This is a genomic window from Sheuella amnicola (assembly GCF_010499255.1).
Classification (GTDB): domain Bacteria; phylum Pseudomonadota; class Gammaproteobacteria; order Burkholderiales; family Burkholderiaceae_B; genus Zwartia; species Zwartia amnicola.
Map to the genome: position 1 here is coordinate 169,056 of NZ_JAAGRN010000003.1, position 26,862 is coordinate 195,917.

The window sequence follows — 26,862 nt, forward strand, 5'->3', positions numbered from 1 at the left end:
TTTATAATCATTGGCTGATTTATGATTTTTCTGGTTGCTTGATTCCATGACGGCTGCATTGACTTCTGCCTCTACTCTGTTAGCCGCCCTCAAAACCGGTTTGCGCTACAGCCATCCTCGTCCCCCCGGATCCGGAGACGCATGGTTATTGGCTCAACTCGCAAAAACCGCCGGTAAAACGCTGGTGATCTTGACTGCTGAGCCTCTGGAGGCTCAGCGACTATCCGAAGAAATTCCGATTTTTCAGCCTGAGCTCAAAGTCCGGCAACTTCCCGACTGGGAAACCCTTCCTTATGACAGTTTTTCGCCCCATCAGGACTTGATCTCCGAAAGGCTGCGCACGCTGCACGCCTTGATGCAAAACGAAGTGGATGTCCTGACGGTTCCGATCACGACCGCGCTATATCGTCTGGCACCACCCGGCTTTCTGGCTGCCTATACGTTTTCTTTCAAGCAAAAAGACAAACTGAATGAATCGGCGCTGCGTACTCAGTTGACACTGGCCAATTACGCGCATGTATCGCAGGTCACCATGCCGGGCGAATTCTGCATTCGTGGCAGTCTGATCGATTTGTTTCCGATGGGTTCAGTCGTACCTTACCGAATCGACTTGTTCGACGATGAAATCGAATCGATTCGCGCTTTCGATATCGATACTCAGCGTAGTCTATATCCTGTCGGTAATGTGCAGCTACTTCCTGGTCGCGAGTTTCCGATGGATGAGCCCGCCCGCAACTTATTCAGGGCCAAATTCAGGGAAGTATTTGAAGGCGATCCGTCCAAAGCATCGCTGTACAAGGATATCGGCAATGGCATTCCGTTTGCCGGTGTCGAATATTATTTGCCACTTTTTTTTGAATCTACCGCAACTCTCTTCGACTATCTGCCAGAGGACGCATTGATCGTCACTCTGGGAGACATTGATGATGCGATGCTGCGTTTTACGAAAGATACTGCAAGTCGTTATCAATTCCTAAAAAGCGATCATGAAAGACCGGTTCTGCCGCCATCGGATTTATTTTTGCAAGCGGAATCGTTGCACGAAAAACTGAAGAATTTCCCGAGGCTTGCTCTGGCAAACGACTCCGCAAGCAATGAAATTGTTGCGGCTCCCGATGTAGGTGTCTCCCGCCGGGCCGAGGATCCGCTTCATAAACTTCGCCATGTTCTTTCAACAGCTACGCATGCGCGCGTTGTTCTATGCGCCGATTCACATGGACGACGCGAGACCATCCTGCAAATGCTGGCCGAGCATCAGATTGTCCCGGATGCTCAAACAGAGTCGGTTGCTACTTTCCTGGAAAGTGAAGCGCAATTCGCCATCACTGTCGGATCGCTTGGAACCGGATTTGAAATCCCGTCTCTGCACCTAATCTTTCTGACAGAAAACGACTTATATCCCGGTCACGCAAGCGGTGGCGGTAGACGAGGCAAGCGCGATCAGGAGCGTGCCAGTAACGTTGAAGCCATGGTGCGGGACCTGTCCGAATTGCGTGCCGGAGATCCTGTTGTGCACGCTCAGCACGGCATTGGCCGCTATCACGGACTGGTCAATCTGGACATGGGTGAAGGCGAGATGGAGTTTCTTCATCTTGAATACGCGAATAAAACTACGCTGTATGTGCCGGTATCCCAACTGCATGTCATCGCCCGCTATAGCGGCAATGATCCCGAAACCGCGCCTTTGCACTTACTTGGATCCGGACAGTGGGAAAAAGCACGCAAAAAGGCCGCTCAGCAAGTGCGCGACACAGCTGCGGAATTGCTGGATCTATATGCCAAGCGTGCGGCACGACAGGGCTTCGCCTTCAAACTGCCGATCGGAGACTACGATTTATTTGCCGAGGGATTCGGTTTTGAAGAGACGGTCGACCAGTCTGCCGCAATTCAGTCCGTCATCCATGACATGACCTCCGGTCGCCCTATGGATCGACTTGTTTGCGGAGACGTCGGTTTTGGCAAAACCGAAGTGGCCCTGCGAGCGGCCTTTCTCGCCGTTGCCAATGGCAAACAGGTGGCCTTGCTCTGCCCGACTACGTTGCTTGCCGAGCAGCATGCTCAGACATTTTCGGATCGATTCGCAGATTGGCCGGTTAAAGTGGTCGAGCTTTCAAGGTTCAGATCCGCCAAAGAAATCAGTCAAGCCATGACGGGCATCCAGGATGGCACGATCGATATCGTCATCGGCACGCACAAAATTCTTTCCAAGGATGCGCAGTTCAAGCGACTCGGGCTGGTAATCATCGACGAAGAGCATCGTTTTGGCGTGAGACAAAAAGAGGCTCTCAAATCATTGCGCGCCGAAGTCGATGTACTGACACTTACCGCGACACCTATTCCACGGACCTTGGGTATGTCACTTGAAGGAATACGTGACTTTTCTGTCATCGCGACGGCTCCTCAAAAGCGACTTGCGATCAAAACCTTTGTTCGTCGGGAAGACAACAGCACCATTCGGGAAGCACTTCTTAGAGAGCTCAAGCGTGGCGGACAAGCTTATTTTCTGCACAATGAGGTCGAAACGATTCATAACAGACGGGCTCGCCTAGAAGAACTGGTACCCGAAGCACGCATCGCGATTGCACATGGACAAATGGGTGAACGCGAACTCGAACAAGTCATGAAGGGGTTTTACCAACAACGCTTCAATGTATTGTTGTGCACGACAATTATCGAAACCGGAATTGACGTCCCTAGCGCAAACACGATCATTATTCATCGTGCCGACCGCTTTGGTCTGGCTCAGCTTCATCAGTTGAGGGGACGTGTCGGTCGCTCACATCACCAGGCCTATGCTTATTTAATGACGCCGGGTGAAGACGCCATCACCAAAAACGCAAAAAAACGCCTAGAAGCAATTCAGGCGATGGAAGAACTGGGATCCGGCTTCTTTCTTGCGATGCACGATCTTGAAATTCGCGGCACAGGTGAAGTCCTGGGAGAGTCTCAATCCGGCAATATTCAAGAAATCGGTTTCTCCATGTACAACGACATGTTGAATGAAGCGGTACGCGCACTCAAGGCAGGCGTCGAACCCGACCTGGATGCGCCTTTCAGTGCCGGTTGCGAAGTTAATCTGCACGCCCCTGCCCTGCTTCCCAATGATTATTGCGGGGATGTTCACGCACGACTGTCGATTTACAAACGATTATCCAGTACGACCGATGAGTCCGAGCTCATCGCTATTCAGGAAGAATTGATAGACCGGTTTGGCAAACTGCCTGAGGCGACACGCTGCCTGCTGGCCACTCATAAACTGAGACTAGCTGCCCTTGCCCTTGGCATTCAGAAAATCGACGCAAGCGAAGGGCAAATCATGCTTCAGTTCAAGCAAAATACCATTGTCGATCCCGTTCGCTTGATCGAACTGGTACAAAAACAGAAAACCATACGATTCGCAGGACAGGATAAACTTCGCGCCGAGATAGACTGTCCGGATGTCACCGCTCGTGCTGACGCCGTTCGATCTCTTTTGCGCTCTTTGACATAAATTACGCTGGAATTACCCATGACCACTTTTAATCTTGTTGTTCAGACTCCTGCATTGACCGGCGAGTTGATCGAACAGATTTCCGCCATAGCGGAGGCCTCGGGCGTGCGCCGACTTGGGTCCACTGCTGCTCGCTTGCTTGGTGTCAACGACAGTCCGGAAACTCGCGATGAAGTGCTGGCCTGGGGTGAAAGGAATCACGTAGACACCGCATACATTCGTTCCGGAACCCGTCTATCGGACTGTAAGGTTTTGGCGATGGATATGGATTCGACTCTGATCAACATCGAATGCATTGATGAGATTGCCGATTTTGGAGGCGTCAAAAAAGAAGTCGCCTCGATTACTGAGGCCGCAATGCGAGGCGAAATCAAGGACTTTTCCGAGAGTCTGATTAAACGCGTTGCCTTCCTCAAGGGTCTATCGACTGATGTCTTACAGTCTGTTTATGATCAGCGACTACGTCTGAACCCGGGTGCTGAGCAACTCGTAGGCCGCGCTCGTGAAGCCGGCATTCGTGTATTGCTGGTGTCGGGCGGCTTTACCTTTTTTACCGAAAAACTCAAATCCAGACTTAATCTTGATGCCGCGCATGCCAATGTGCTGGAATCGGTCGATGGAAAACTGACAGGATCGGTATTAGGGCGCATTCTGGATGCTCAAGGCAAAGCGGATACGCTCAAAAGTTTTGCCGCCGAATGCGGCGCACAACCACATCAGATCATCGCAATCGGGGATGGTGCAAACGACTTGAAGATGCTGGCCAATGCAGATTACTCCGTCGCCTATCGAGCAAAAGCAGTTGTGCGCGCTCAGGCCAGATACTCGCTGAATGTCACTGCGCTTGACGGCGTACTGAACTGGTTCGAGCCTTAATCTCTGCGCGCTTAATCTCTACGCAACAAATATCGCAAAACAAATCCCGGAAAACCCATCACCATGAACAGACTGAAGGTGATGGCATAAAACTCCCACTTCTGCCTGAAGGGATTTCCCATCGTGCTTTCAAGCGCAAAGCCAATCGAGCCAACCAGCACATAAAGCAAAGTCATTTCGAACAAACGCAGCCAGAATGGCTTGCTGTCACGACTTGAATTGCCAGACACTTGCTTGACTATATTTAACTGAAAAATCGCAAACAGACGATCATTCAGAAATGGAACGTTCGCCGCTAATAACGCCAGCACGATCAGAAACCATACTGCAGATGTCTGATTCATATCGCGCCAACGCCCTATTTACCGAAAACCATCAAAACACAATCGTGTTTTTGATGGCAATCAGACACAGATTCATGAGACTCGATGGAATCAACCCTAGCACCAGCACCAGCGCGCCATTGAGCATCATCAATGTGCGAGGAAAGAAGCAAGTACGCGGCAAGTCGGGGGTAGCTGCAACAGGCTCATCAAAATAAACCACCTTGATCACGCGTAGGTAGTAGAAAGCACCGATCAACGAGAAGGCAACGGCTATCAATGCAAGCCACAGATGGTCATTGAGCATCAGAACCTGGAGCACCATCAGCTTGGCGCTAAACCCGACAAGCGGAGGCAAGCCGGCCAACGAGCACATCAAAACCAGAATCATGCCGGCCATCCATGGGCTGCGCTTGTTCAGGCCTTTCAGATCATCAATGTTTTCACATTCAAAACCTTCTCGCGACATCAACATGACCAGACCAAACGATGCAAGCGTCGTCAAGACATAAGTAATCATGTAGAACATGGCCGATCCGTACGCATACGAGTCAACTGCCTTGTCGCCTTCGATCGAGCCGGAAGACATCGCCAGCAAGACAAAACCCATGTGAGAGATGGTCGAATAGGCTAGCATGCGCTTGAAGTTGGTTTGCATCAAGGCAGTCAGGTTACCGATCGCGAGAGACAAAACGGCCAAAATCATGAGCATTGGCTGCCACTCGATGACCAGATCACCCAGTGCAGTCACCAATATACGCATTGCGATAGCAAACGCCGCCAGCTTGGGCGCAGCAGCCAATACCAAGGTCACGGCTGTTGGCGAACCCTGATATACATCTGGAACCCACATGTGGAAAGGAACGGCACCCAGTTTGAAGGCCAATCCGCAAACAAGGAACACCAGACCAAACACCAGCGGCAAAGCTTCAAAATCGCCGGATGCAATGAATTCAGCGACCCCGGCCAGATCAAGTGTACCGGTCGCGCCATAAATCATGGACACGCCATACAGCAAGAATCCGGATGCCAGCGCACCTAAGACAAAATACTTCATTGCCGCTTCGGTTGATTCGGTATGGTCACGACGGATTGCAACCAATGCATACAAGGCGAGCGACATCAGTTCGAGACCGAGATAAATCGTCAGGAAATTACCTGCCGAAATCATGACCATCTGGCCTAGCAACGCCAACAGAACCAGAACATAGAATTCGCCGCCCCGCAGCATATCGCGACTTTGAATATACTCGCGACCATATACGAGCGTAAGCGCCACAGAAATATAAGAAACGATCTTCAGCAGATGCGACATCGCATCACCGACGAATAGTCCCGAAAAAGTACGAGTAAAACTCGGCGTGTTCACCCACAAGTAGGACTGCATCACGGTCAAGACAGCCAAGGTAAGCAACGACAAAACATATGTTGTCGTACGGCGCTTACAGGTGCTGAAGGCGTCGAGCACCAGGATAACCATACCCATGACCAGCAAGGTAATTTCCGGTGCGGCCAGGGCGAAATCAAATTTGGATTGCATCATGGCGTAGCTTACAGTTTTGAATTGGAGACGTGTTGCAACAGGGCCTCGACAGATGTGTGCATCACATCGGCGAAGGGCTTGGGGTGAATCCCCATGTAAATGACTGCAATGGCAAGAATTCCCAAAATCAGGAACTCACGGGATGACAGATCCTGGAGATTACGCACATCGTCATTTGCGATTTCGCCGAATGCGACGCGCTTGACCATCCAGAGAGAATAAGATGCGCCAAGAATCAAGGCGGTCGCAGCAAGCATTCCAATCCAGAAGTCGTATTCAACGGCACCCATGATGACCATGAACTCGCCGACGAATCCACTGGTTGCCGGCAATCCGGCGTTGGCCATCGAAAAGAGCACAAAAAACGTGACGAACTTGGGCATCGTGTTGATCACGCCGCCATACGCGGCGATGTCTCGACTATGCACCCGGTCATACAACACGCCGATGCAAAGGAACATGGCTGCCGATACGAAACCGTGCGAAACCATTTGCACTATTGCGCCTTCAACACCGGCTGTATTGAAAATGAAAAATCCGAGGGTCACAAAGCCCATATGCGCAATAGAGGAATAAGCCACAAGCTTTTTCATATCACTCTGAACGATCGCGACCAGACCAATATAGATCACCGCAATCAAGGACAATGTGATGATGAATGGGCCCATGGCTTGCGATGCATCAGGAGCAATCGGCAACGACAGACGCAAGAATCCATATGCACCAAGTTTGAGCATGATCGCAGCCAGTACGACCGAACCACCGGTTGGCGCTTCAACGTGAGCATCGGGCAACCAGGTATGAACAGGCCACATTGGCACCTTGACCGCGAAAGCCGCCAGGAATGCGAAGAAAATCATGACCTGGGGCGTGTAATCCAGAGGCATCATTTGCCAGGTACGGATGTCGAACGATCCACCAGATACATTCCACAGATAGATAAATGCGATCAAGGTCAGCAAGGAACCCATCAAGGTATACAGGAAGAACTTAAACGCCGCATATACGCGATTGGGACCGCCCCACACGCCAACGATGATGTACATCGGAATCAATGTGGCTTCGAAAAATACATAAAACAGCAGTCCATCGAGGGCAACAAACACGCCGATCATCAATCCCGACAAAATCAGGAATGCGGCCATGTACTGGGATACTCGAGTAGTGATCACTTCCCAACCCGCCATGACGACGATGATGGTAATGAAAGCAGTCAGCAAGACAAACCAGAGCGAAATGCCATCGATGCCTAGGTGGTAATACACTGCGAAGGCAGGAATCCAGACTGATTTTTCGACAAACTGCATATCGGCTGTCGTTGCGTCGAATCCGGTATACAGCGGTATGGTCACCAGAAAACTGACGATTGCGCCGATCAAGGCAAGCAAACGCGTTGCCCCCGGACGTTCATCGCTGCCAAAGGCAAGCACGATCAAACCGAATACGATCGGTACGAAGATCGAAAGGGTCAACCAATTTGTAGATAAAGATGCCATCATGCTTGCCATTATTTGGGGCCAAAGATAATGAGAGTGATCGCAGCCAATAGGCCGATGATCATCGCAAATGCATAGTGATAGATATATCCTGACTGCAGGCGGCGCGTCACCGAAGCGATCATCCCAACCAGGCGTGCCGAACCGTTAACCAACAGGCCATCGATCAGGCCGCGATCACCTTGCTGCCACAGGCCTTTGCCCAGACAACGTGCGCCTCGCGCCAGCACTTGCTCATTGAACCAGTCGAAGAAATATTTATTTTCCAGTATGTAATTCAAACCTGACAGTTTGCGCTGAATCGTGGCCGGGATTTTGGGATTGATCAGATAGCAGTACCAGGCAACGACGGCACCAGCCACAACCAACCAGAATGGCAGGGTCGAGAACGCATGCAGCGCGTAAGACACCCAGTCATGGAAATGCGATTTCAAGACCCCCATCGCCGGGTGTGAAGATAGATTGAAAATCGTATTTTTAAAGTAATCGCCAAACAGAAGCGGCTTGACCACCAAAGCACCAATGACGATGGATGGAATCGCAAGCAATACCAGCGGTAAAGTCACAACCCAAGGAGATTCATGCGGAACGCCACCGTGATGGTCGTCATGACCGTGTCCATCATGAGCATGATCATCATGTGCATGCGATCCATGACCATGATGTGCATCTTCTGTGGCAAAACGCTCTTTGCCATGGAATACAAGGAAATAAACCCTGAACGAATACAGCGATGTGACAAACACACCTATCAAGGTTGCGTATTTGGCGAAAGTCGCACCCCAGACGTTGGCATTGGCAGCGGCTTCGATGATGTGTTCTTTCGAATAAAAACCCGAAAAGAACGGTGTTCCCACCAATGCAAGCGTGCCGATCAGAAACGTTAGCCAGGTAATCGGCATGTATTTGCGCAATCCACCCATGTTGCGGATGTCCTGATCATGATGCATACCGATGATGACCGAACCCGCTCCAAGGAACAATAAAGCCTTGAAAAAAGCGTGCGTCATCAGATGGAAAATAGCGACCGAGTAAGCCGAAGCACCAAGGGCAACAGTCATGTAGCCAAGTTGCGACAAGGTCGAGTATGCAACCACACGCTTGATGTCGTTTTGGATGATGCCGAGAATACCCAAAAACAAAGCGCCAATCGCTCCAATTACGATTATGAAGGACAGCGCAGTATTGGATTGTTCGAACAGAGGCGAAAAGCGTGCCACCATGAATATGCCGGCCGTCACCATGGTTGCTGCGTGGATCAGCGCGGAAATCGGAGTCGGGCCTTCCATCGAATCAGGCAGCCAGGCATGCAAGGGAACCTGGGCGGACTTACCCATCGCACCGATAAACAGACAAATACAGGCAACGGTGATCAGCATCCATTCCGTGCCCGGCAACATGAGGCCCTTCAATTTATCGATCTGGGAAAACACTTCGCCATAGTTCATTGTTCCGGTATTTGCGAACAACAAACCGATTCCCAACACGAAGCCAAAGTCACCGACACGGTTTACAAGGAATGCCTTCATATTTGCAAAAATCGCGGTCTGTTTGGTGTACCAGAAACCGATCAGCAAATACGAAACCAAGCCCACAGCTTCCCAACCGAAGAACAACTGAACCATGTTATTGGACATGACCAGCATCAACATCGAGAATGTGAACAGCGAAATATAAGCAAAGAATCGTTGATAGCCCGGATCATCCGACATGTAGCCAATGGTGTAAATGTGAACCATCAGAGAAACCGATGTCACGACAACCATCATCAATGCCGACAGTGGATCAATCTGGAAACCGATCTCCAGCTTGATGTTTCCGATCAGACTCCACGTATAGATCGTGTCATTGAAGAGCGTTCCTGTCGCATGATGCATCACTTGATTAAGCACATAAACCGATCCGATTGCCGAAACGGCAACCAGAGCGATCGTGATCATGTGCGAACCACGGCGACTAATGAAGCGTCCGAGAAAACCGGTTCCGAACAGACCGGCAAGGATCGCACCCAGTAACGGAGCCAGTGCGATGAGCAGGTAAAGAGATACGTTAGACATATTGTTCCGTCGTCCGATCAGCCCTTAAGGCGGTCAAGTTCATCAACATTGATCGTGCTGAGGTTGCGGAACAACAGCACTAGAATCGCCAGACCGATCGCAGCTTCAGCTGCCGCAACGGTCAAGATGAAAAACACAAAAATCTGTCCTGCCGCATCGCCGAACCAAGTCGAAAATGCGACAAAATTCATATTGACCGCCAACAGCATCAGCTCTATCGACATCAACAGTACGATCAGGTTGCGACGGTTCAGAAAAATCCCGAATACCCCAACCGCAAACAGAATGGCGCCAAGCACCAAAAAATGGGGCAAAGTCAGCGTCATCATGACTGTTCTCCTGATTTCGCGTTAAACGCTTCCTGCGCGGGAACATCCAACAGTCGAACGCGATCCTTGGCGCGTACGCGCAACGCGGCACCCGGATCGTTGTATTTGACATCACGACGGCGACGCAACGTCAATGCAATTGCCGCCACCATGCCAACCAATAACAACACCGCGCCGACTTCGACGGCGAACGCATATTGTGTGTAAAGCTGCTCGCCAAGCGTGCGCGCGTTGTTGTAATTGTTGCCCAAATCGGCGGCCGGTCCGACATCGCCCCAGCTCAGACTCAGCACGAGCGACATTTCAACCACCATGATCAGACCGACAGTCAGTCCGAGCGGAAGGTATGTTTTGATGCCGGCACGTAATTCTTCCATCTTGACATCAAGCATCATCACAACGAAGAGGAACAGCACCATCACAGCACCGACGTATACCAGCACCAAAAGCAAAGCAAGAAACTCGGCGCCCAGAATCATCCAGATAAACGAGGCATTCACAAACGCCAGGATCAAATGCAAAACCGCGGTCACAGGGCTCTTGGCGGTAATGACGCGAAACGCCGCAACGACCAGAACCAGCGCGAGAATATAGAAGAGTATGGTTGTAAACATTCTTTGTCAGCCCCGATGATCAGCGATAAGGCGCATCGGCTGCGCGATTGCGGGCGATCTCTGCTTCGTAACGATCTCCAACGGCCAGGAGCATGTCCTTGGTGAAGTAGAGATCGCCACGTTTTTCGCCGTGGTATTCATGGATATGCGTTTCAACGATTGAATCGACCGGGCAGCTTTCTTCGCAAAATCCGCAAAAAATACACTTGGTCAAATCAATGTCATAGCGCGTGGTGCGTCTTGAACCATCGTCACGTTGATCGGATTCAATCGTAATCGCCATGGCAGGACAGACAGCTTCACATAATTTGCAAGCGATGCAGCGCTCTTCCCCGTTCGGATAACGGCGCAACGCATGCAGGCCACGAAAACGCGGCGACATCGGAGTCTTTTCCTGCGGATAGCGCAAAGTGATCTTGCGCCTGAAAAAATATTTGCCAGTCAGCTTCATACCCTTGAGCAACTCAAGGAGCATGAGACTACCGAAAAAATCTTTGATCGCTTCCATAACCTGCCTTTTTTACCGTCGTGTCGCGGTTATTTCCAGATATTCCAAGGCGTCTGCATCCAGATCGCCACCACAACCAGCCACACACCAGTCAAGGGAATGAAAATTTTCCAACCCAAGCGCATGATCTGGTCATACCGATACCGTGGAAAGGTCGCACGGAACCAGATGAACATCGAAACCACCACAAAAGTCTTCAAGCCAAGCCATAACCAACCTGGAATCCAGGTCAACGGCGCAATATCCACCGGAGGAGTCCAGCCGCCAAGGAACATGATCGATGCCATGCATGACAAGAAAATCATGTTGGCGTATTCACCCAGGAAGAACAGGGCAAAAGCCATCCCCGAATATTCGACCATGTGACCGGCCACAATCTCGGATTCACCCTCCACCACATCGAAGGGGTGACGGTTGGTTTCGGCAACGGTCGAAATCACGTAGATGACAAATAATGGCAACAGTGGCAACCAGTTCCACGACATGAAGTTCCATCCTCGCTCGGCAAACCATCCACGAGTTTGCACATTGACGATTTCGGACATATTCAAGCTACCGGAAACCAGCAATACGGTAACGAGCACAAAACTGATGGCAAGTTCATAAGACAACATTTGTGCCGATGCGCGCATGGCGGCCAAAAACGCATATTTGGAGTTTGACGCCCATCCTGCCACGATCACGCCATAGACTCCGATCGAGGTAATCGCCATGACGTACAACAGGCCGGCATTGACGTTTGCCAGCACGAGGTCGGGACCGAAAGGAATCACGGCCCAGGCAGCCAACGCAGGCATCAGTGTGACAACTGGCGCCAGAACGAACAAGACTTTGTTTGCCTGTGAGGGAACAACAACCTCTTTGGTCAGCAACTTGAATACGTCGGCAAAAGGCTGCAGTAACCCTCTGTAACCAACCTGCGTTGGCCCGAGACGAATATGCATCGCACCGATCATTTTGCGCTCCCAATACGTCAGATACGCAACACAAAGAATGATTGGCACGGCGATGATGAGAATCTTAACCAGTGTCCAAACAACCATCCAGATTGTCGGGCCAAGCAGGTCTGTGCCCATTGTTTCAAGAACGTTCAGCCACTGCATCAGGCACGCTCCACGTTAAGTTGACCAAACGCACTGCCAAGCGCGGCGGTCTGTTCGAAACCGGCCGATACCCGCACACAACCGGAAGGCAATGTCGCATCATTTTCTGCAATCAATTCGATCTGACCGGTTGTGGAACGAACGCGGACTTTTGCCCCCTCGGCCAAACCAAGCGCAGTCATCGAGTCAGGATGCAAACGTGCAACCGGTTGACGAGATGCCTGAGAAGCCTGCAGAGCATCAGCACGTCTGACAATCGCATCGGTGCGGTAAATCGGCACATCAGTCACGCGCTGCAATGCTCCACCCGCGTGTTGCGTTGACAATCCAGGCTTCGATTGAACTTGATTCGAAAGACGACTTTGGATATTTCCGGACAATACGGCATCGCGCACTGACTCGGATGACTCTTCCTCGAAACCGGTCAAATGCAGAATGTTGCCCAACACTCGCAAGACTTTCCAGCCGGGGCGCGTCTGGGCAAATGGCGCAACCGTCGCCTTAAAGCTTTGCGGCAAGCCTTGCGCATTGACAAAAGTGCCTGAAGTTTCGGTGAATGGAGAAATCGGCAAAATGACTTTTGCCCATTCTTTTGCAGAGGATGCGTAGGGAGTCAGCGCAACCGCGAATTCCGCAGCCTTCAATGCAGCGATCGCTTGGGCTCCGTTATCCGCATCAAGCAATGGTTCGGCATTCAGGACAATATAAGCCTTCATCGGATGCGTAAACATCGCAGCGGCATTTTTTCCGCCGTTGACAGGCATAGCACCGGCAAGATAACCACCAACCGTGTTCGCACCTGCAGTCAGGAAGCCAAGCTTCGCGCCGGACAATTGAGCAACCATCTGAGCATTCGCAACGATACGCGCAGCATCAGGTGCGTTCACAGCCACATTGCCAAGCAAGACGGCTGATTTTTCGCCACTAGCCAGACTTTCGGCAATCTTTTGCGCATGCGCGCCAACGGATACGCCAGCAAACTCTGCGGGTACATCGACAGATTTAATGTTTGCTAACGCAACAGCTACTTGAGCGAGCGTATCAGCTATTGCCGATGGTGCAACTGTTGCGCGAGCCGTCAGATTAAGCAACGGATCATCGCCCGCCACATCAATACTCGTAATTTGCGAACCACGCTTGGCTGCCTGACGAAGGCGTTGCGCCATGAGTGGATGATCCTTGCGCAGGAAAGAACCTACAACAAGTGCGCGATCCAAGGTTTCGAGGTCCGTAACAGACATCCCCAGCCAAGGCACACCAGTCAGTGCGCCATCAAGGGCAGCATCAGTTTGCCGCAAACGAAAATCGATGTTTTCGGACCCCAGACCGCGCGTAATTCGTGCAAGCAGCGCAAGTTCTTCAACAGTTGCATATTCAGTAGACAACGCACCAATCTGGTCACCACCCGACTGATCACGCACGTCAAGCAGCGCATGGGCAACAACCTGCAAGGCATCCGACCAGGAGGCTTCACGCCACTGACCATCGTCACCCTTGACCAACGGAGTCGACAAACGATCGTCCGAATTTAGACCCTCATACGAGAAACGATCCTTGTCGCTGATCCAGCACTCGTTAATGTCTTCGTTTTCAAAAGGAACCACTCGCAGCACGCGATCGCCTTTAACCTGCACAATCAGGTTCGCACCCAGACTATCGTGAGGAGAAATCGTACGGCGACGTGCAAGCTCCCAAGTCCGAGCCTGGTAGCGGAATGGTTTTGAAGTCAATGCACCAACTGGGCAAAGATCAATCATATTGCCGGACAATTCTGATTCGACAGATCGACCGACAAAAGTAGTGATCTCGGAATGCTCTCCTCGACCGACCATTCCCATTTCCATCATGCCGGCGACTTCCTGGCCGAAACGTACGCAACGCGTGCAATGAATGCAACGAGACATTTCCTCGGCAGACACCAGTGGTCCCAAATCCTTGTGGAACACAACGCGTTTCTCTTCGTTGTAGCGCGAATCCGATCCACCATAACCAACGGCCAGATCCTGCAACTGACATTCACCGCCCTGATCGCAAATCGGACAATCAAGCGGATGATTGATCAGTAGAAACTCCATCACACTCTTTTGCGCAGCGATCGCACGCTCAGAACAAGTATGAACCACCATGCCATTGGTTGCCGGGGTCGCACAAGCGGGCATCGCCTTGGGTGCCTTCTCGACTTCGACCAGACACATGCGACAGTTCGCCGCGATGGACAGCTTTTTGTGATAGCAGAAATGCGGCACAAAGACGCCGAGCTTATGCGCGGCATGCATCACCATGCTGCCTTCCTGCACTTCGACTTTCTTGCCGTCGATGGTTAATTCAACCATAACCTTGTCCAAACCTTAAATATAGGGATCCACCACACAGCGCTTATGCTCGATGTGGTGTGCGAATTCGTCTCTGTAATGCTTCAGGAAGCCACGAACCGGCATAGCAGCCGCATCACCCAACGCACAAATCGTGCGTCCCATGATGTTGCCGGCAACCGAATCGAGCAAATCGAGATCCTCAGGGCGTCCCTGACCGTTTTCAATGCGATTGACAATGCGATAAAGCCAACCCGTACCTTCACGGCATGGGGTGCATTGTCCACAACTTTCTTCGTAATAAAAATAAGACAAACGAAGCAACGACTTCACCATGCAGCGACTCTCATCCATCACAATGACAGCACCCGAACCCAGCATGGAACCTGCTTTGGAAATCGCATCGTAGTCCATCGTGATATCCATCATGATGTGACCGGGAATCACAGGGGCACTCGACCCTCCTGGGATAACTGCCTTGAGTTTTGCACCGTTGCGCATGCCGCCGGCAAGTTCGAGAAGCTTGGCGAAAGGCGTGCCGAGCGGGATTTCGTATGTACCCGGACGCTCAACATCACCTGTGATCGAAAACAGCTTCGTGCCACCGTTGTTTGGTTTGCCCACCTCAAGGTAAGCCTGTCCGCTATTGCGGATAATCCAGGGAACGGCCGCAAAGGTCTCCGTGTTGTTGATCGTCGTCGGTTTGCCATACAAACCAAAACTTGCAGGAAATGGTGGCTTGAAGCGAGGCTGACCCTTTTTGCCTTCTAGTGATTCAAGCAAAGCGGTTTCTTCACCGCAAATATAAGCACCAAATCCATGGAAAGCATGCAACTGGAAGTTAAACGATGAACCGAGAATTTTTTCGCCCAGAAAACCCGCGGCACGCGCCTCTTCCAGCGCCTCTTCGAAGCGTTGATAAACTTCGAAAATCTCGCCATGGATATAGTTGTAGCCGGTTGGAATCCCCATCGCATAGGCGGCAATCGCCATGCCTTCGATCACAGTATGTGGATTCAGACGCAGAATATCGCGATCCTTAAATGTACCGGGTTCACCCTCGTCAGAGTTACAAACCAGATACTTCTGCCCCGGGAATGTACGTGGCATGAAGCTCCACTTCAGTCCCGTCGGAAAGCCTGCACCGCCCCGACCACGCAAACCTGATGCCTTGACTTCGGCAATCACATCTTCTTGCGACATGCCTTGCGTCAAAATCTTACGAAGCGCCTCGTAACCGCCGCGCTTGACGTAATCGGCAAGCCGCCAGTTATTACCATCCAGATCCGCAAGAATTTGTGGACTGATATGTCGACCGTGCAAAGCCATTGACGTGGCCAGGTCACCACCTGGATTTGAATTCAGGCCTTGCGAGTACTTTTGAAGGATTGCTGCGCTCATGCTGCGGCTCCTTTTGCGGATGCCTTCAACTCGGCAAGCATTTCGTCAATTTTTTCGGCTTGCATGCGTACGCACATATGCTTGTTATTGACCAGCAAAACCGGGGCATCACCGCAGGCACCCATGCACTCACCTTCAACTAGCGAAAAGACGCCATCCGGAGTCGTTTCACGAAAGCCGATTCCGAGTTTGTCTTTCAGATAGTCCGCAGTCTTTACACCATCGCGCAAGGCGCACGGCAAATTAGTGCAAACTGTAATTTTGTATTTACCGATGGGGCGCACGTCGAACATGTTGTAAAACGTGGCGTTTTCCTGAACCAAAATGGGAGGCTGCCCCAAGTAGTCGGCAACAGCCTGGATCACTTCGGGAGAAACCCAGCCGATTTCGTCCTGCGCAATCGAAAGCGATGCCATGATGGCGGACTGCTTCTGATCCGCCGGATATTTGGCGATCTCGCGGTCGATTTTCTTGTAGGCCTGTTCAGAGAGCAACATATTGTTAATCCGGTAGTAGCGAGTAGATGCGATTAGCGATCAATCTCGCCGAAAACGATATCTTGTGTACCGATGATGGTCACCGCGTCCGCAATCATGTGTCCGCGTGACATTTCATCAAGTGCCTGCAAATGCGCGAAGCCCGGCGCACGAATCTTCAGACGGTAAGGCTTGTTCGCACCGTCGGAAACCATGTAGATACCAAACTCACCCTTTGGATGCTCGACAGCCGAATAGGCCTCGCCAACGGGCACATGGAAACCTTCAGTAAACAATTTGAAGTGATGAATCAAATCTTCCATGTTCGACTTCATGCCGGTACGGCTTGGTGGCGACACTTTGTGATTGTCGACCATGACCGGACCGGGATTATTCTTCAGCCAGTGCACGCACTGGCGAATGATGCGATTACTCTCGCGCATCTCGGCCACGCGAACCAGATAGCGATCGTAACAATCGCCATTAACACCTACAGCAATATCAAACTGAAGCTGGTCATAAACTTCATACGGTTGGTTCTTGCGTAAATCCCAAGCCACACCCGAACCACGCAACATCGGCCCGGTAAAGCCCAAAGCCTTTGCACGATCTGGATCGACCACTCCGATACCGACCAGGCGCTGCTTCCAGATACGGTTATCAGTCAGCAGGGTTTCGTATTCATCGACTGCGGCAGGAAAGCGATTAGTGAAATCCTCGATGAAATCGAGCATCGAACCCGAACGCGCATCGTTCATTGCCTTGAGTTCTTTAGCCGAACGATACTGACTGGATTTACCGTATTGGGGCATCGCATCGGGAAGATCACGATAAACGCCACCGGGTCTATAGTAGGCAGCATGCAAGCGCGCACCGGATACCGCTTCATAGCAGTCCATCAAATCTTCACGGTCGCGAAAAGCGTAAAGAAAAATCGCCATCGCACCAACGTCCAGACCATGGGTACCGATCTGCAACAAGTGATTCAGCAGACGGGTAATCTCATCGAACATGACCCGAATATATTGGGCACGAACCGGAGGAGTCACACCCATCAGTTTTTCGATGGCCATGACATACGCATGCTCATTACACATCATCGACACATAGTCGAGACGATCCATATAGGGCAATGCCTGAAGGTATGTGCGATGCTCGGCGAGCTTTTCGGTGCCACGGTGTAGAAGACCGATATGCGGGTCTGCTCGCTGAATGACTTCGCCATCAAGCTCGAGCACAAGTCGCAACACGCCGTGTGCGGCCGGATGCTGAGGACCAAAGTTCAGGGTGTAGTTTTTAATTTCAGCCATGATTAGCGCCCGATTCCGTAACCATCTTCACGAATTACTCGCGGTATGTTTTCACGTGGGTCAATGGTGACGGGCTGGTAAACCACCCGCCCTTGCTCTGGGTCGTAACGCATTTCTACGTTGCCATAAACGGGAAAATCTTTGCGGAATGGATGACCGATAAAGCCGTAGTCAGTCAAAATACGGCGCAAATCAGGATGACCTTCAAAAACGATTCCGAACAAATCGAATGCTTCACGCTCAAACCAGTTCACGCTTGGCCACACGTTAACCAAAGAGTCCACAACGGGAAAATCTGAATTAGCGGCAAAGGTGCGAACGCGCATGCGTGCATTGTGAGTCAATGACAACAGATGTGCGACTACAGCGAAACGGCCGGATGGAACGACAGCTGATTGAGATGCCTCTCCAACCTTGCCGACACCGTAAGTCGAAAAATCAACACCACACAAATCGATGCATGACTCAAAGCGCAGTGATGGCTCGTCACGCAATCTCAAACAGGTTGATTCCCATACGTCAGCAGATACTTCGAGAGTAATCTCGTCGTATGCGACAGTAATGCGTGCCTGCTCACCGAGCAGTGCGACTAGTTGTTGATGCAGGTTATCTAGCCTGGACATGTCTTACGCCTGATTAATGAATTCAATGATTAACGTGCAATCGTGTTGGTCTGACGAATCTTATTTTGCATTTGCAAAAGACCATAAACGAGCGCTTCGGCAGTCGGTGGACATCCTGGCACATACACATCAACCGGCACAATCCGATCGCAGCCACGCACCACTGAATACGAGTAGTGATAATAGCCACCACCATTTGCGCAAGAACCCATGGAAACAACCCAACGCGGCTCAGGCATCTGGTCATAAACCTTGCGCAGAGCAGGTGCCATCTTGTTGCACAGCGTGCCTGCAACAATCATCAGATCGGACTGACGAGGACTTGGTCTGAAAATAATGCCGAACTGGTCCAAGTCGTAACGCGCTGCGCCCGCGTGCATCATTTCAACCGCGCAACAAGCTAGACCGAATGTCATGGGCCACATCGAACCGGTTTTAGCCCAGTTGATGAATTTATCAGCGCTGGTTGTGATGAAACCTTGTTTGAGAATGCCGTCAATTGCCATAAGTTTATGTGGGCGTGAGTGGGTTATTCCCAATCAAGCGCGCCTTTCTTCCATTCGTAGATGAAACCGACAGTAAGTACAACCAAAAAAATCATCACTGTCACAAAACCAACCAACCCCACGGCATTATTCGCAATAGCCCAAGGGAACAAAAATGCGATCTCAAGATCGAACAGAATGAAGAGGATGGCGACGAGGTAGTAACGGACGTCGAACATCATGCGGGCATCGCCAAAGGCCTCAAAGCCGCACTCATATGGGGAGAGTTTTTGCGCATCGGGTTTATTCGGACCAATCAACGAACCGGCCGCCAGCAAGGCGAAACCGATCAGCGTCCCCACCGCGATAAACAGCAAAACGGGAAAATATTGTTGTAGATTCATTTGCTTGTTTCTCTCTACATCAAGCTGTTGCACAAACTTTTAGATTGTAGCACTCGGACTAGGGTTTCTACTTTAGAAACACTTGTTATTTACATCAAAAAGTTTTTTATTTTTGAATTTCAAGTTCACTGAAATCGAACACAAGAAAAAATCTCAATTGCAAATTTCAACATTGACTGAACACCAAACAAAACGGGCCACCCGAAGGTGACCCGTTTTTGCAAATTAACCGAAGTTAACTTGTTGCTCTAATCGCGAGATTAGAACTGGTGACGCATACCCAGACCAACAACGGTCGAGGACAAGCCGTCGATAGTTGCGTAGTTCTGAGCGTACGAAACGTAGGCGTACATGTTGGTACGCTTGGTGAAAGCGTAGGTGTAGCCCAGGTTGTACGTATTCATGTTAGCTGCATTGTATGCATCTTGCATGTTGCCGTTCGGACGAGCCATGCCCCACGATGCCAGAACGTTGCCAGCCGAACCAACTGGAATCGTTGCGCCGATCAGGTAGGAGTTAACACCCCAGTTCGAATCAAACAACAAACCGCCGTTGCCACCGAAAACCTTGTTGTTAACAACACCGGAAGCGTCGATGCTTGCACCGCTGTTACCCTGCGAGTTTTGACCAGCCATCCAGCCGCCACGGGTCTGACCGTAAGCTGCAGACAGTTTCACGACTTTGAAGTCGTAGCTACCGCCCAAGTTCCATTCTGAAGGCGAAGCTTCTGGTGAGCCACCAACAATGCCAGTTGCGCCGTAGAGTTTGTCGTACGAAGCAGCCACATAGATCGGGCCGTTAGCGTACTTGGCACCCAAGCTGACCTGACGTGTGTTGTTGGTAGTTGCGTAGTTGTAGCCCGAACCGCTGGTCACGTTAGCACCGTTGTTGAGGTACAGAGCGTCGTAACCGGTTGCGAACGAGTATGCAACACCAGCCTGGAAGCCAGACATGTTAGGTGTCTGATATTTCAGAGCGTTGGACATACGGTACGTGTTGGTCGAACCCATCACGGCACCGATGTTAGCTTGCGCAAAACCTTGAGCAAACGGATCGATTGCGCCAAAGTAGTCAGTTGCGAAGTTCAACTGACGACCCATGCGAGCATAACCCCAAGCGTCGTTCTCGACACCGAACCAAGCCTGACGACCGAATTCACGGCCCGACTGACCGAGCGTACCGTTACCGAGGTCGAAACCGTTTTCGAGTTGGAAGGTCAGGCGATTGCCGCTGCCCAGATCTTCAACGCCGCGCAGGCCCCAACGGTTACCCGACTGGGTGCCGTAAGCAACACCGAAGTTGCTCAGAGTGTTGTCGCTGTACTTGAGTTGCTTGTATGCAACGCCGGCATCCAGAATACCGTACAGAGTTACAGATGATTGTGCCGAAGCGGCACCAGCAAAGCCGGCTAACAGGGCGGCAGCGAGCAGAGTCTTTTTCATTTAAGAAATCTCCAATGTTTGAGTGACAAGAGCAACAAACAGATTATTTGTCTGCCGCCCCCCTAACTCCGCTAAGGGAAGTTGACGCTATTGCATCAAAAATACGGAGCCGTGGCTATGAATCTCGACATAAATGAGTCACAGAGGGCATCATTTGTTGGGTTACCGCAACAAATGATGCTTTTTCCCAACAATCGATAAGGGTTTACCCTTTGTTTTAAGTTTCCCCATTTTTCATGAAAACAACGCAACGCACCGCTCTAAATCCGCGCTTCGCTGTTACCATTTGTTCACCAATAAACGAGTTTTCCAGTCTGAGTCTGATTTCTCAATCTTCTCAATCGGAACCAGACGGCTCAATCAATATCGGACATTTTGATGCGCACATCCAATACCGCAACAATTGAACGTAATTCAATGATTTCATTGGATGATTTTATTAACCTGCTGGATGCGCACCACCCTTTTGCCAAACTACTCGGCATTCAAATACGAGAAATCGGATTTGGCACTGCAACGCTAGCGTTGCCGCCGAATCCGGACTTTCAGCGCTTGGGTGGGATCGTTGCCGGTCCAATGCTTATGGGAATGGCCGATCTTGCCATGTATGCCGCCGTGGTGGGAGCGACAGGCAACACCGAGGCCGTCACATCCAGCCTGACGATGAACTTTTTGCGCAAAAGCCCACCCGGAGTGGTCATTGCTCACGCAAAAGTGCTCAAAACTGGACGACTTTGTGCCGGAGAAGTCACCTTGACGTCCGAAGGTAGTACGGCCCCCCTGGCTCACAGCATCAGCACCTGGTCGCTGCCTTCGAACAAGGCGAAGTAATTAATACTCGTTAAAAATCCGCTGTAAAACTTCTCTGTCATTAGTTTTTAACAACGCCAGGCGCAGCAATATTCTGGCTTTTTGGGGGTTCAGCGACTGTGCGGCAACGGTACCGTGGCTCTTGTCATTGATTGACACGCCAACCCTGCCCTGGCCGACTCGCGTTGAGCGAACAAATGCGATCCCTGCTGCCGCAGCAAGTTCGGCCGCCGCAATGGCTACGTCAGACATACTTCCATTACCGGTACCGGCAAGGACAATACCCCGAGCACCTGACGCAATCGACGCTTGATACAAATGAAGTCCAGCGCCTTGATGCTCGTAAATAATGTCTACGGCAGGCAAATTCTTGACAGAAGGACTCAGATGCAACTCGCTCTGTGCAGTATGACGCTGTACAGGGGCGGCGTCATATCCAACAGTCACGCCTGAAACCGTTCCCAAGCACCCTTGCTCGGTTAAGTTGAAGGTATCGACAAAAGTTGTATTGTGTTTACTGACGTGTCTGGCCGAAACCATCCTGTCGTTCATAACCACCATCACGCCTTTACCCACAGAGTCAGGATGTACCGCCACGGAAACGGCATGAAAAAGATTCAGAGGCCCATCCGCACTCAAGGCCGTTGCCGGGCGCATTGCCCCAACCAAAACGACAGGCTTGTCGCTATTGACGACAAGGTTTAGAAAATATGCAGTTTCTTCCAACGTATCCGTGCCATGGGTAATGACAACTGCCCTGACATCCGGATCAGCCAGTCCGACATTGACCCGATGAGCAAGCTTGAGAAGCACCTCATCGCCGATCAGAAAACTTTTGATATTGGCAATTTGCTCGAAATCGAACCTTGCCAGCTGCTTTAGCTCAGGCACAGCCTGAATCAACGCATCGACACTCGTCCCGACACTGTAATCGCTGAGCTGAGTCGCCACCGAACCTGAAGCAGCAATCGTGCCACCGGTTCCAAGAACGAGCACTTTAGGCAAAGATAAATTTGAGGATGGTCTTGTCATGAGTTTTTCTTTAGGGTCCCGAACAACTGCTCTGTTAGCCGACTAGTTTTTCAACCGCGCGTTTGAGTCTGACACACGCCTCGTCGAGCACGTCCATCGATGTCGCGAAAGAAAATCTGAAGAATGGAGAAATACCGTATGCGGCACCCTGTACGCCTGCCAGCATCTCGGATTCCAACAGATACAAAACAAAATCCTCATCGGTTTTAAGAATTTGACCGGAGGCAGTTTTCATACCCATCACGCCCGCGCACGAGGGAAACACATAGAACGCCCCCTCGGGTGAATGACAGCTGATGCCTTTGATCGCATTCAATTTACTCACTACAGCATCACGTCTGGCCTGAAATATCGAGATACGCTCAGCAATAAAGTCCTGGGTACCGGTTAAGGCTTCGATGGCGGCTGCTTGGCTGATCGACGAGGGATTCGAGGTACTTTGCGACTGCATCTTCGTCATGGCCTTGATCAATTCTTCAGGTCCGGCACAATAACCGATACGCCAACCAGTCATGGCATAAGCCTTGGATACGCCATTGATGGTCAAAGTGCGGTTTTTTAGTTCGGGAGCGATCTGAGCCATCGTGCAAAACTCTCGACCGTCGAATAAAACATGCTCATAAATATCGTCCGTCATCACCCAAACTTGGGGGTGACGAACCAGCACGTCCGCCAGTGCACGCAACTCCAGCCGAGAATAAACTGCTCCACTGGGGTTGTTGGGAGAGTTCAAGATTAACCAGCGTGTATGAGGTGTGATCGCACGCTCAAGGTCTTCGGGTTGTAGCTTGAAACCCTTTTCAGGAGGACATGTAACCGCAACTGGCGTGCCCCCGGCCATCGTAACCATTTCGGGATAGGAGACGTAATAAGGTGCGGCCACAATGACCTCGACGCCTTTTTGCACCGTTGCCATGATCGCATTAAAAATCGCCTGTTTACTGCCTGAACTGGCCATGACTTCGGCAACAGAATACTCGAGTTGATTTTCGCGCAAGAATTTCGTGCGAATCGCGCCCTTCATCTCGGCCGTACCACCAATGTCGGTATATTTTGTTTTGGATTGCGCCATAGCCCGGATCGCAGCCTCCACCACATTGGGAGGCGTATCAAAATCCGGCTCACCCGAAGTTAACCCCACGACATCGTGCCCTGCCGCCTTCAATGCTCTGGTCTTTTGGGTCGCCATTGAGCTTGGCGAGGGCTTGATTCGATTCATGCGGTCAGCAATAAAGGACATTTTGTCTCCGTGCGATTGCAATCAAAAAGTTAGGTGCCGCGGTAAAGGTATGCGCGGTAAAGGTATAAATAATTTGCAATATTAATATTGAATACGACTCAAAACGAAAGGCAACAAAAAACCCGCTCTTCAACTTGGAAGGCGGGTTCATTGAGGTACTGCTTTATGGTGCCGACGGCGAGACTCGAACTCGCACAGCTTTCGCCACTACCCCCTCAAGATAGCGTGTCTACCAATTTCACCACGTCGGCGCAAAACACATCGCAGTAAGCCAGCGATTATAGCACGACAGTACAAACCAAGTCATGCTGATCAATACGATGATTACTTGGTTGCTGGCACGCCGGAGGAAGGTGCGGGCACAGGTGCCGATGGAACGGCCGCTGGTGCGCCAGGTACGGCTGGAACAGCATTGGTGGCACCCGGAACGGCAGATGATCCGGAAGCCGAACCAGCTGGTGCGGAACCCGGCACCAACGACCCTGAAGGCGCAGGAGCAGCAGGCTGAGTTTGCGTAAAGTTTGACATGAGTCCAGTATCCTGACCACCTGCGCCACGGTTTGCCACATAAGCCAGACCGATGGTCGAAATAAAGAATACGACAGCAGCCCACTTTGTCGCGCGCGACATGAAGTTAGCCGCACCGGTTGCGCCAAAAAGACTACCGGCCGAACCACTACCGAAAGACGAACCCATATCCGCCCCCTTACCCTGCTGCAGTAAAACCAGGGAGATAATGGTGAGCGAAGAGATGATCTGCACAACAAGCAGAAGCGTAAACATCAAAGACATCGAAATTACTCCAAAACGAATTCAGATTTATGCCTGATCACCGCAAGCGGCAATCGAAAGAAACTCATCGGCGATCAGCGCAGCCCCGCCCACCAATGCCCCATCAATATCAGGCATAGAAAACAAACTGGCTGCATTTGCCGCCTTGACGCTACCGCCATACAAAATCTGGATATTGCCTGCGCCAATCGCAGACAAGGCAGCACGAATCGCTGCGTGCACTTCTTGTGCTTGCTCCGGGGTTGCAGTCCTGCCGGTGCCGATTGCCCAAACAGGTTCATACGCGACAACTAACTGATTGACCGAATCGGCGCCTAATGCCAAAACCGGCGCCAGCTGACGCTGAATGACGGCAACCGCCTGACCGGCATCGCGCTCAGCGAGCGACTCGCCCACACAAACGACAGGGGTCAAACCGACAGCAAGCGCTGCACGAGCTTTGTCAGCAACAAGCTGATCCGATTCCGCATGCATCGAACGCCGCTCGGAATGTCCGACTAGCGTCCAGCGGCATCCAAAATCCTTAAGCATCGCACCGCTGACTTCGCCTGTATAAGCACCGTGTGAATGAACGCTTATATCCTGAGCCCCCCAAGTGACAGAAGATCCTTTGAGCGCATCTTGCGCTTGAGCTAGATAAGGAAATGGTACGCAAACGGCCATAGCCGCATTTTTAGATGCGTAGGGGCGCAAAGCGGCAAGCAATTTTGCATTGTCTGCAAGGGTGCCATGCATCTTCCAGTTACCCATCACCAGGCACTGACGCTTGCTGTTATTGGATGCTGTTGTCATATAGTCGACGATTGAAATCGTTTCGCTTCAGTTCAGATTAACCATACATTGTAACTTGTTACGACAAAAATGACGCCAGACTGCCGCACCTAGCCCCTAACGGCGCAAATATTTTTTTTGCAAATGGTTTATGATTCAGTCCTTCGCGAAATGATCTGCCTATTTCCGGGAAGCGTGGCCGAGTGGTTTAAGGCACCGGTCTTGAAAACCGGCGAGGGTTCACGCCCTCCGTGAGTTCGAATCTCACCGCTTCCGCCACCTCTCAGCCACTTTGCTGACTTTCAATTTCAATGACGTCCAAGCCTTGCCAACTCTTCGAGTCGGTCATTCAGGTCGGATCAGAAGTTTCGCCCGACAAAATTACTTTGACGCTTACTGACTCCCTTTGATGCCTGCCTCGGTAATAATCTTGCCGAACAAGTCATAATCGACTTTGTATCGCTTTGCCATATCCTCTGATGTTCCCCCCATCACGCTATAGCCGCTAGTTTGTAATTTTTTAACAACTTCCGGATCGGACAAAGTCTTAGTCAATGCGGAGTGTAGTGTTGCAATCACGGCTGGTGACGTTTTACCGGCCGTCATCAAACCCCACCAGATCGTCTGATTGATGTCCTTGAAGCCGCTTTCGACAAACGTCGGCACATCAGGTAGCGCAGGTGAGCGTTCGCTGGCGACAACGGCCAACGCACGCACCTTACCGGACTGGATATGAGGTAACAGGGTCGCAACCGATCCGGTATACAGATCGATACGCTGACTCACCAGATCGGTATATGCAAGTGCCCAGCCTCGATATGGAATATGCGAGAGATTCACGTTGCCAGTCTTTCGCCACAGATGTCCGATCAAATCACCCGAACCTCCAGCCCCCGGGATACCAAGCGTCAACTTTCCGGGTGCCGCCCGGGCAGCCTGTACAACGTCCTGAAGCGTCTTGAAAGGGGAATCGGGAGCGACAACAAATACGCTTGGCGAAGATGCAACCAGTCCCACCGGTGCAAAGTCTTTAAAGGTGTCGTAAGTCAGTTTGTCATACAACCATGGGTTCAGCACGATATTGTCGGTCTGCGCCATCACAAGCGTATAACCATCAGGCTTGGCGCGCGCAGTCGCATCAAGTGCCAGATTGCCGCCTGCCCCCGGCTTGTTTTCGACAACAATCTTCCAGCCGGTCTTATCAGCCATGCCACCTGCAATCAGACGGGACAAGGTGTCTGTGCCGCCACCTGGAGGAAAGGGCGAAATAATCGTGATTGGTTTGGATGGAAAATCCTGTGCGCTCACAACGCATGAACCGAGTGCCAGTAGCATCGTGAGTGCCAATCGCTTAAGCTTTAAGAACATAGTGCGCCGTCCGTGCATCGTTGTTAAATATTTAGGCGTATTAATAACACAAATGTC

24 protein-coding genes and 2 tRNA genes are annotated in these 26,862 nt (G+C 51.2%); 4 read left to right on the forward strand and 22 right to left on the reverse strand.

All coding sequences use genetic code 11. The annotated features are described in order from the left end of the window. Window positions 1-46: 46 nt before the first annotated feature. Window positions 47-3,490 (forward strand): transcription-repair coupling factor, encoded by a 3,444-nt coding sequence (mfd, locus tag G3I67_RS05585; RefSeq protein ID WP_163652382.1) that lies wholly within the window; start codon window positions 47-49, stop codon window positions 3,488-3,490. A gap of 18 nt (window positions 3,491-3,508) precedes the next feature. Next, window positions 3,509-4,366, forward strand: coding sequence for a phosphoserine phosphatase SerB (serB, locus tag G3I67_RS05590; protein WP_163652384.1), 858 nt, complete (start codon window positions 3,509-3,511; stop codon window positions 4,364-4,366). 11 nt (window positions 4,367-4,377) lie between these two features. Here the strand turns inward: serB and G3I67_RS05595 are convergent, their stop codons facing one another. The 16 genes from G3I67_RS05595 to G3I67_RS05670 all read right to left on the reverse strand — a co-directional run bounded on the left by G3I67_RS05595 (window position 4,378) and on the right by G3I67_RS05670 (window position 20,792). Continuing rightward, window positions 4,378-4,710: a DUF2818 family protein gene (locus tag G3I67_RS05595; RefSeq protein WP_163652386.1), complete on the reverse strand. Its 333-nt coding sequence runs from the start codon at window positions 4,708-4,710 to the stop codon at window positions 4,378-4,380. 31 nt (window positions 4,711-4,741) lie between these two features. Next, window positions 4,742-6,232 carry an NADH-quinone oxidoreductase subunit NuoN gene (gene nuoN / locus G3I67_RS05600; RefSeq protein WP_163652388.1) on the reverse strand — a complete coding sequence of 497 codons (1,491 nt, stop codon included), beginning with the start codon at window positions 6,230-6,232 and terminating at the stop codon, window positions 4,742-4,744. 8 nt (window positions 6,233-6,240) lie between these two features. Next, window positions 6,241-7,743, reverse strand: coding sequence for an NADH-quinone oxidoreductase subunit M (locus tag G3I67_RS05605; protein ID WP_311197052.1), 1,503 nt, complete (start codon window positions 7,741-7,743; stop codon window positions 6,241-6,243). Then, the gene (gene nuoL, locus G3I67_RS05610) at window positions 7,740-9,785 is read right to left on the reverse strand and encodes an NADH-quinone oxidoreductase subunit L (RefSeq protein WP_163652390.1); all 2,046 of its coding nucleotides are present in this window, start codon (window positions 9,783-9,785) and stop codon (window positions 7,740-7,742) included. The genes G3I67_RS05605 and nuoL overlap by 4 nt, the downstream gene beginning before the upstream one ends. A 17-nt stretch (window positions 9,786-9,802) precedes the next feature. Continuing rightward, window positions 9,803-10,111, reverse strand: a complete 309-nt coding sequence (gene nuoK, locus G3I67_RS05615) for an NADH-quinone oxidoreductase subunit NuoK (RefSeq protein WP_163652911.1) — start codon at window positions 10,109-10,111, stop codon at window positions 9,803-9,805. Continuing rightward, a complete protein-coding gene (locus tag G3I67_RS05620; RefSeq protein ID WP_163652392.1) occupies window positions 10,111-10,728 on the reverse strand; it encodes an NADH-quinone oxidoreductase subunit J in 618 nt (205 codons plus the stop codon). The genes nuoK and G3I67_RS05620 overlap by 1 nt, the downstream gene beginning before the upstream one ends. Before the next feature lie 19 nt (window positions 10,729-10,747). Then, complete coding sequence (gene nuoI / locus G3I67_RS05625; RefSeq protein WP_163652394.1) at window positions 10,748-11,236, reverse strand: NADH-quinone oxidoreductase subunit NuoI; 489 nt, start codon at window positions 11,234-11,236, stop codon at window positions 10,748-10,750. Between the two features lie 29 nt (window positions 11,237-11,265). After that, window positions 11,266-12,339 (reverse strand): NADH-quinone oxidoreductase subunit NuoH, encoded by a 1,074-nt coding sequence (gene nuoH / locus G3I67_RS05630; protein ID WP_163652396.1) that lies wholly within the window; start codon window positions 12,337-12,339, stop codon window positions 11,266-11,268. After that, on the reverse strand, window positions 12,339-14,672 hold the full coding sequence (gene nuoG, locus G3I67_RS05635) for an NADH-quinone oxidoreductase subunit NuoG (RefSeq protein ID WP_163652397.1): 2,334 nt from the start codon (window positions 14,670-14,672) through the stop codon (window positions 12,339-12,341). The genes nuoH and nuoG overlap by 1 nt, the downstream gene beginning before the upstream one ends. Window positions 14,673-14,687: 15 nt before the next feature. Next, the gene (gene nuoF / locus G3I67_RS05640) at window positions 14,688-16,052 is read right to left on the reverse strand and encodes an NADH-quinone oxidoreductase subunit NuoF (protein WP_163652398.1); all 1,365 of its coding nucleotides are present in this window, start codon (window positions 16,050-16,052) and stop codon (window positions 14,688-14,690) included. After that, window positions 16,049-16,549: an NADH-quinone oxidoreductase subunit NuoE gene (gene nuoE, locus G3I67_RS05645; protein ID WP_163652400.1), complete on the reverse strand. Its 501-nt coding sequence runs from the start codon at window positions 16,547-16,549 to the stop codon at window positions 16,049-16,051. The genes nuoF and nuoE overlap by 4 nt, the downstream gene beginning before the upstream one ends. A 32-nt stretch (window positions 16,550-16,581) precedes the next feature. Continuing rightward, complete coding sequence (locus tag G3I67_RS05650) at window positions 16,582-17,838, reverse strand: NADH-quinone oxidoreductase subunit D (protein WP_163652401.1); 1,257 nt, start codon at window positions 17,836-17,838, stop codon at window positions 16,582-16,584. A 2-nt stretch (window positions 17,839-17,840) separates the two neighbouring features. Beyond that, the gene (locus G3I67_RS05655; protein WP_163652403.1) at window positions 17,841-18,461 is read right to left on the reverse strand and encodes an NADH-quinone oxidoreductase subunit C; all 621 of its coding nucleotides are present in this window, start codon (window positions 18,459-18,461) and stop codon (window positions 17,841-17,843) included. A 29-nt stretch (window positions 18,462-18,490) separates the two neighbouring features. Continuing rightward, on the reverse strand, window positions 18,491-18,967 hold the full coding sequence (locus G3I67_RS05660; protein ID WP_163652412.1) for a NuoB/complex I 20 kDa subunit family protein: 477 nt from the start codon (window positions 18,965-18,967) through the stop codon (window positions 18,491-18,493). A gap of 23 nt (window positions 18,968-18,990) precedes the next feature. Beyond that, entirely contained in the window at window positions 18,991-19,350 is a 360-nt protein-coding gene (locus tag G3I67_RS05665) for an NADH-quinone oxidoreductase subunit A (RefSeq protein WP_163652414.1), read from the reverse strand. A gap of 260 nt (window positions 19,351-19,610) precedes the next feature. Further along, complete coding sequence (locus G3I67_RS05670) at window positions 19,611-20,792, reverse strand: porin (protein WP_163652415.1); 1,182 nt, start codon at window positions 20,790-20,792, stop codon at window positions 19,611-19,613. A 378-nt stretch (window positions 20,793-21,170) separates the two neighbouring features. On the opposite strand from G3I67_RS05670, the gene G3I67_RS05675 reads away from it, so the two are divergent. Next, window positions 21,171-21,623, forward strand: coding sequence for a PaaI family thioesterase (locus tag G3I67_RS05675; RefSeq protein ID WP_163652417.1), 453 nt, complete (start codon window positions 21,171-21,173; stop codon window positions 21,621-21,623). Here the strand turns inward: G3I67_RS05675 and G3I67_RS05680 are convergent, their stop codons facing one another. The 5 genes from G3I67_RS05680 to tpiA form a co-directional block, all read right to left on the reverse strand. Next, window positions 21,624-22,634, reverse strand: coding sequence for a type II asparaginase (locus G3I67_RS05680; RefSeq protein WP_163652418.1), 1,011 nt, complete (start codon window positions 22,632-22,634; stop codon window positions 21,624-21,626). A gap of 34 nt (window positions 22,635-22,668) precedes the next feature. Beyond that, window positions 22,669-23,874, reverse strand: a complete 1,206-nt coding sequence (locus G3I67_RS05685; RefSeq protein WP_163652420.1) for a pyridoxal phosphate-dependent aminotransferase — start codon at window positions 23,872-23,874, stop codon at window positions 22,669-22,671. Window positions 23,875-24,040: 166 nt separating this feature from the next. Continuing rightward, a tRNA-Leu gene (locus tag G3I67_RS05690) sits at window positions 24,041-24,125 on the reverse strand. Window positions 24,126-24,198: 73 nt separating this feature from the next. Then, window positions 24,199-24,666 carry a preprotein translocase subunit SecG gene (gene secG / locus G3I67_RS05695; protein WP_163652422.1) on the reverse strand — a complete coding sequence of 156 codons (468 nt, stop codon included), beginning with the start codon at window positions 24,664-24,666 and terminating at the stop codon, window positions 24,199-24,201. A 27-nt stretch (window positions 24,667-24,693) separates the two neighbouring features. Then, on the reverse strand, window positions 24,694-25,458 hold the full coding sequence (gene tpiA / locus G3I67_RS05700; RefSeq protein WP_163652425.1) for a triose-phosphate isomerase: 765 nt from the start codon (window positions 25,456-25,458) through the stop codon (window positions 24,694-24,696). A 168-nt stretch (window positions 25,459-25,626) separates the two neighbouring features. On the opposite strand from tpiA, the gene G3I67_RS05705 reads away from it, so the two are divergent. Continuing rightward, window positions 25,627-25,716: transfer RNA gene (locus tag G3I67_RS05705), tRNA-Ser, on the forward strand. 114 nt (window positions 25,717-25,830) lie between these two features. Here the strand turns inward: G3I67_RS05705 and G3I67_RS05710 are convergent. Continuing rightward, window positions 25,831-26,805, reverse strand: coding sequence for a Bug family tripartite tricarboxylate transporter substrate binding protein (locus G3I67_RS05710; RefSeq protein ID WP_163652426.1), 975 nt, complete (start codon window positions 26,803-26,805; stop codon window positions 25,831-25,833). Window positions 26,806-26,862: the final 57 nt, after the last annotated feature.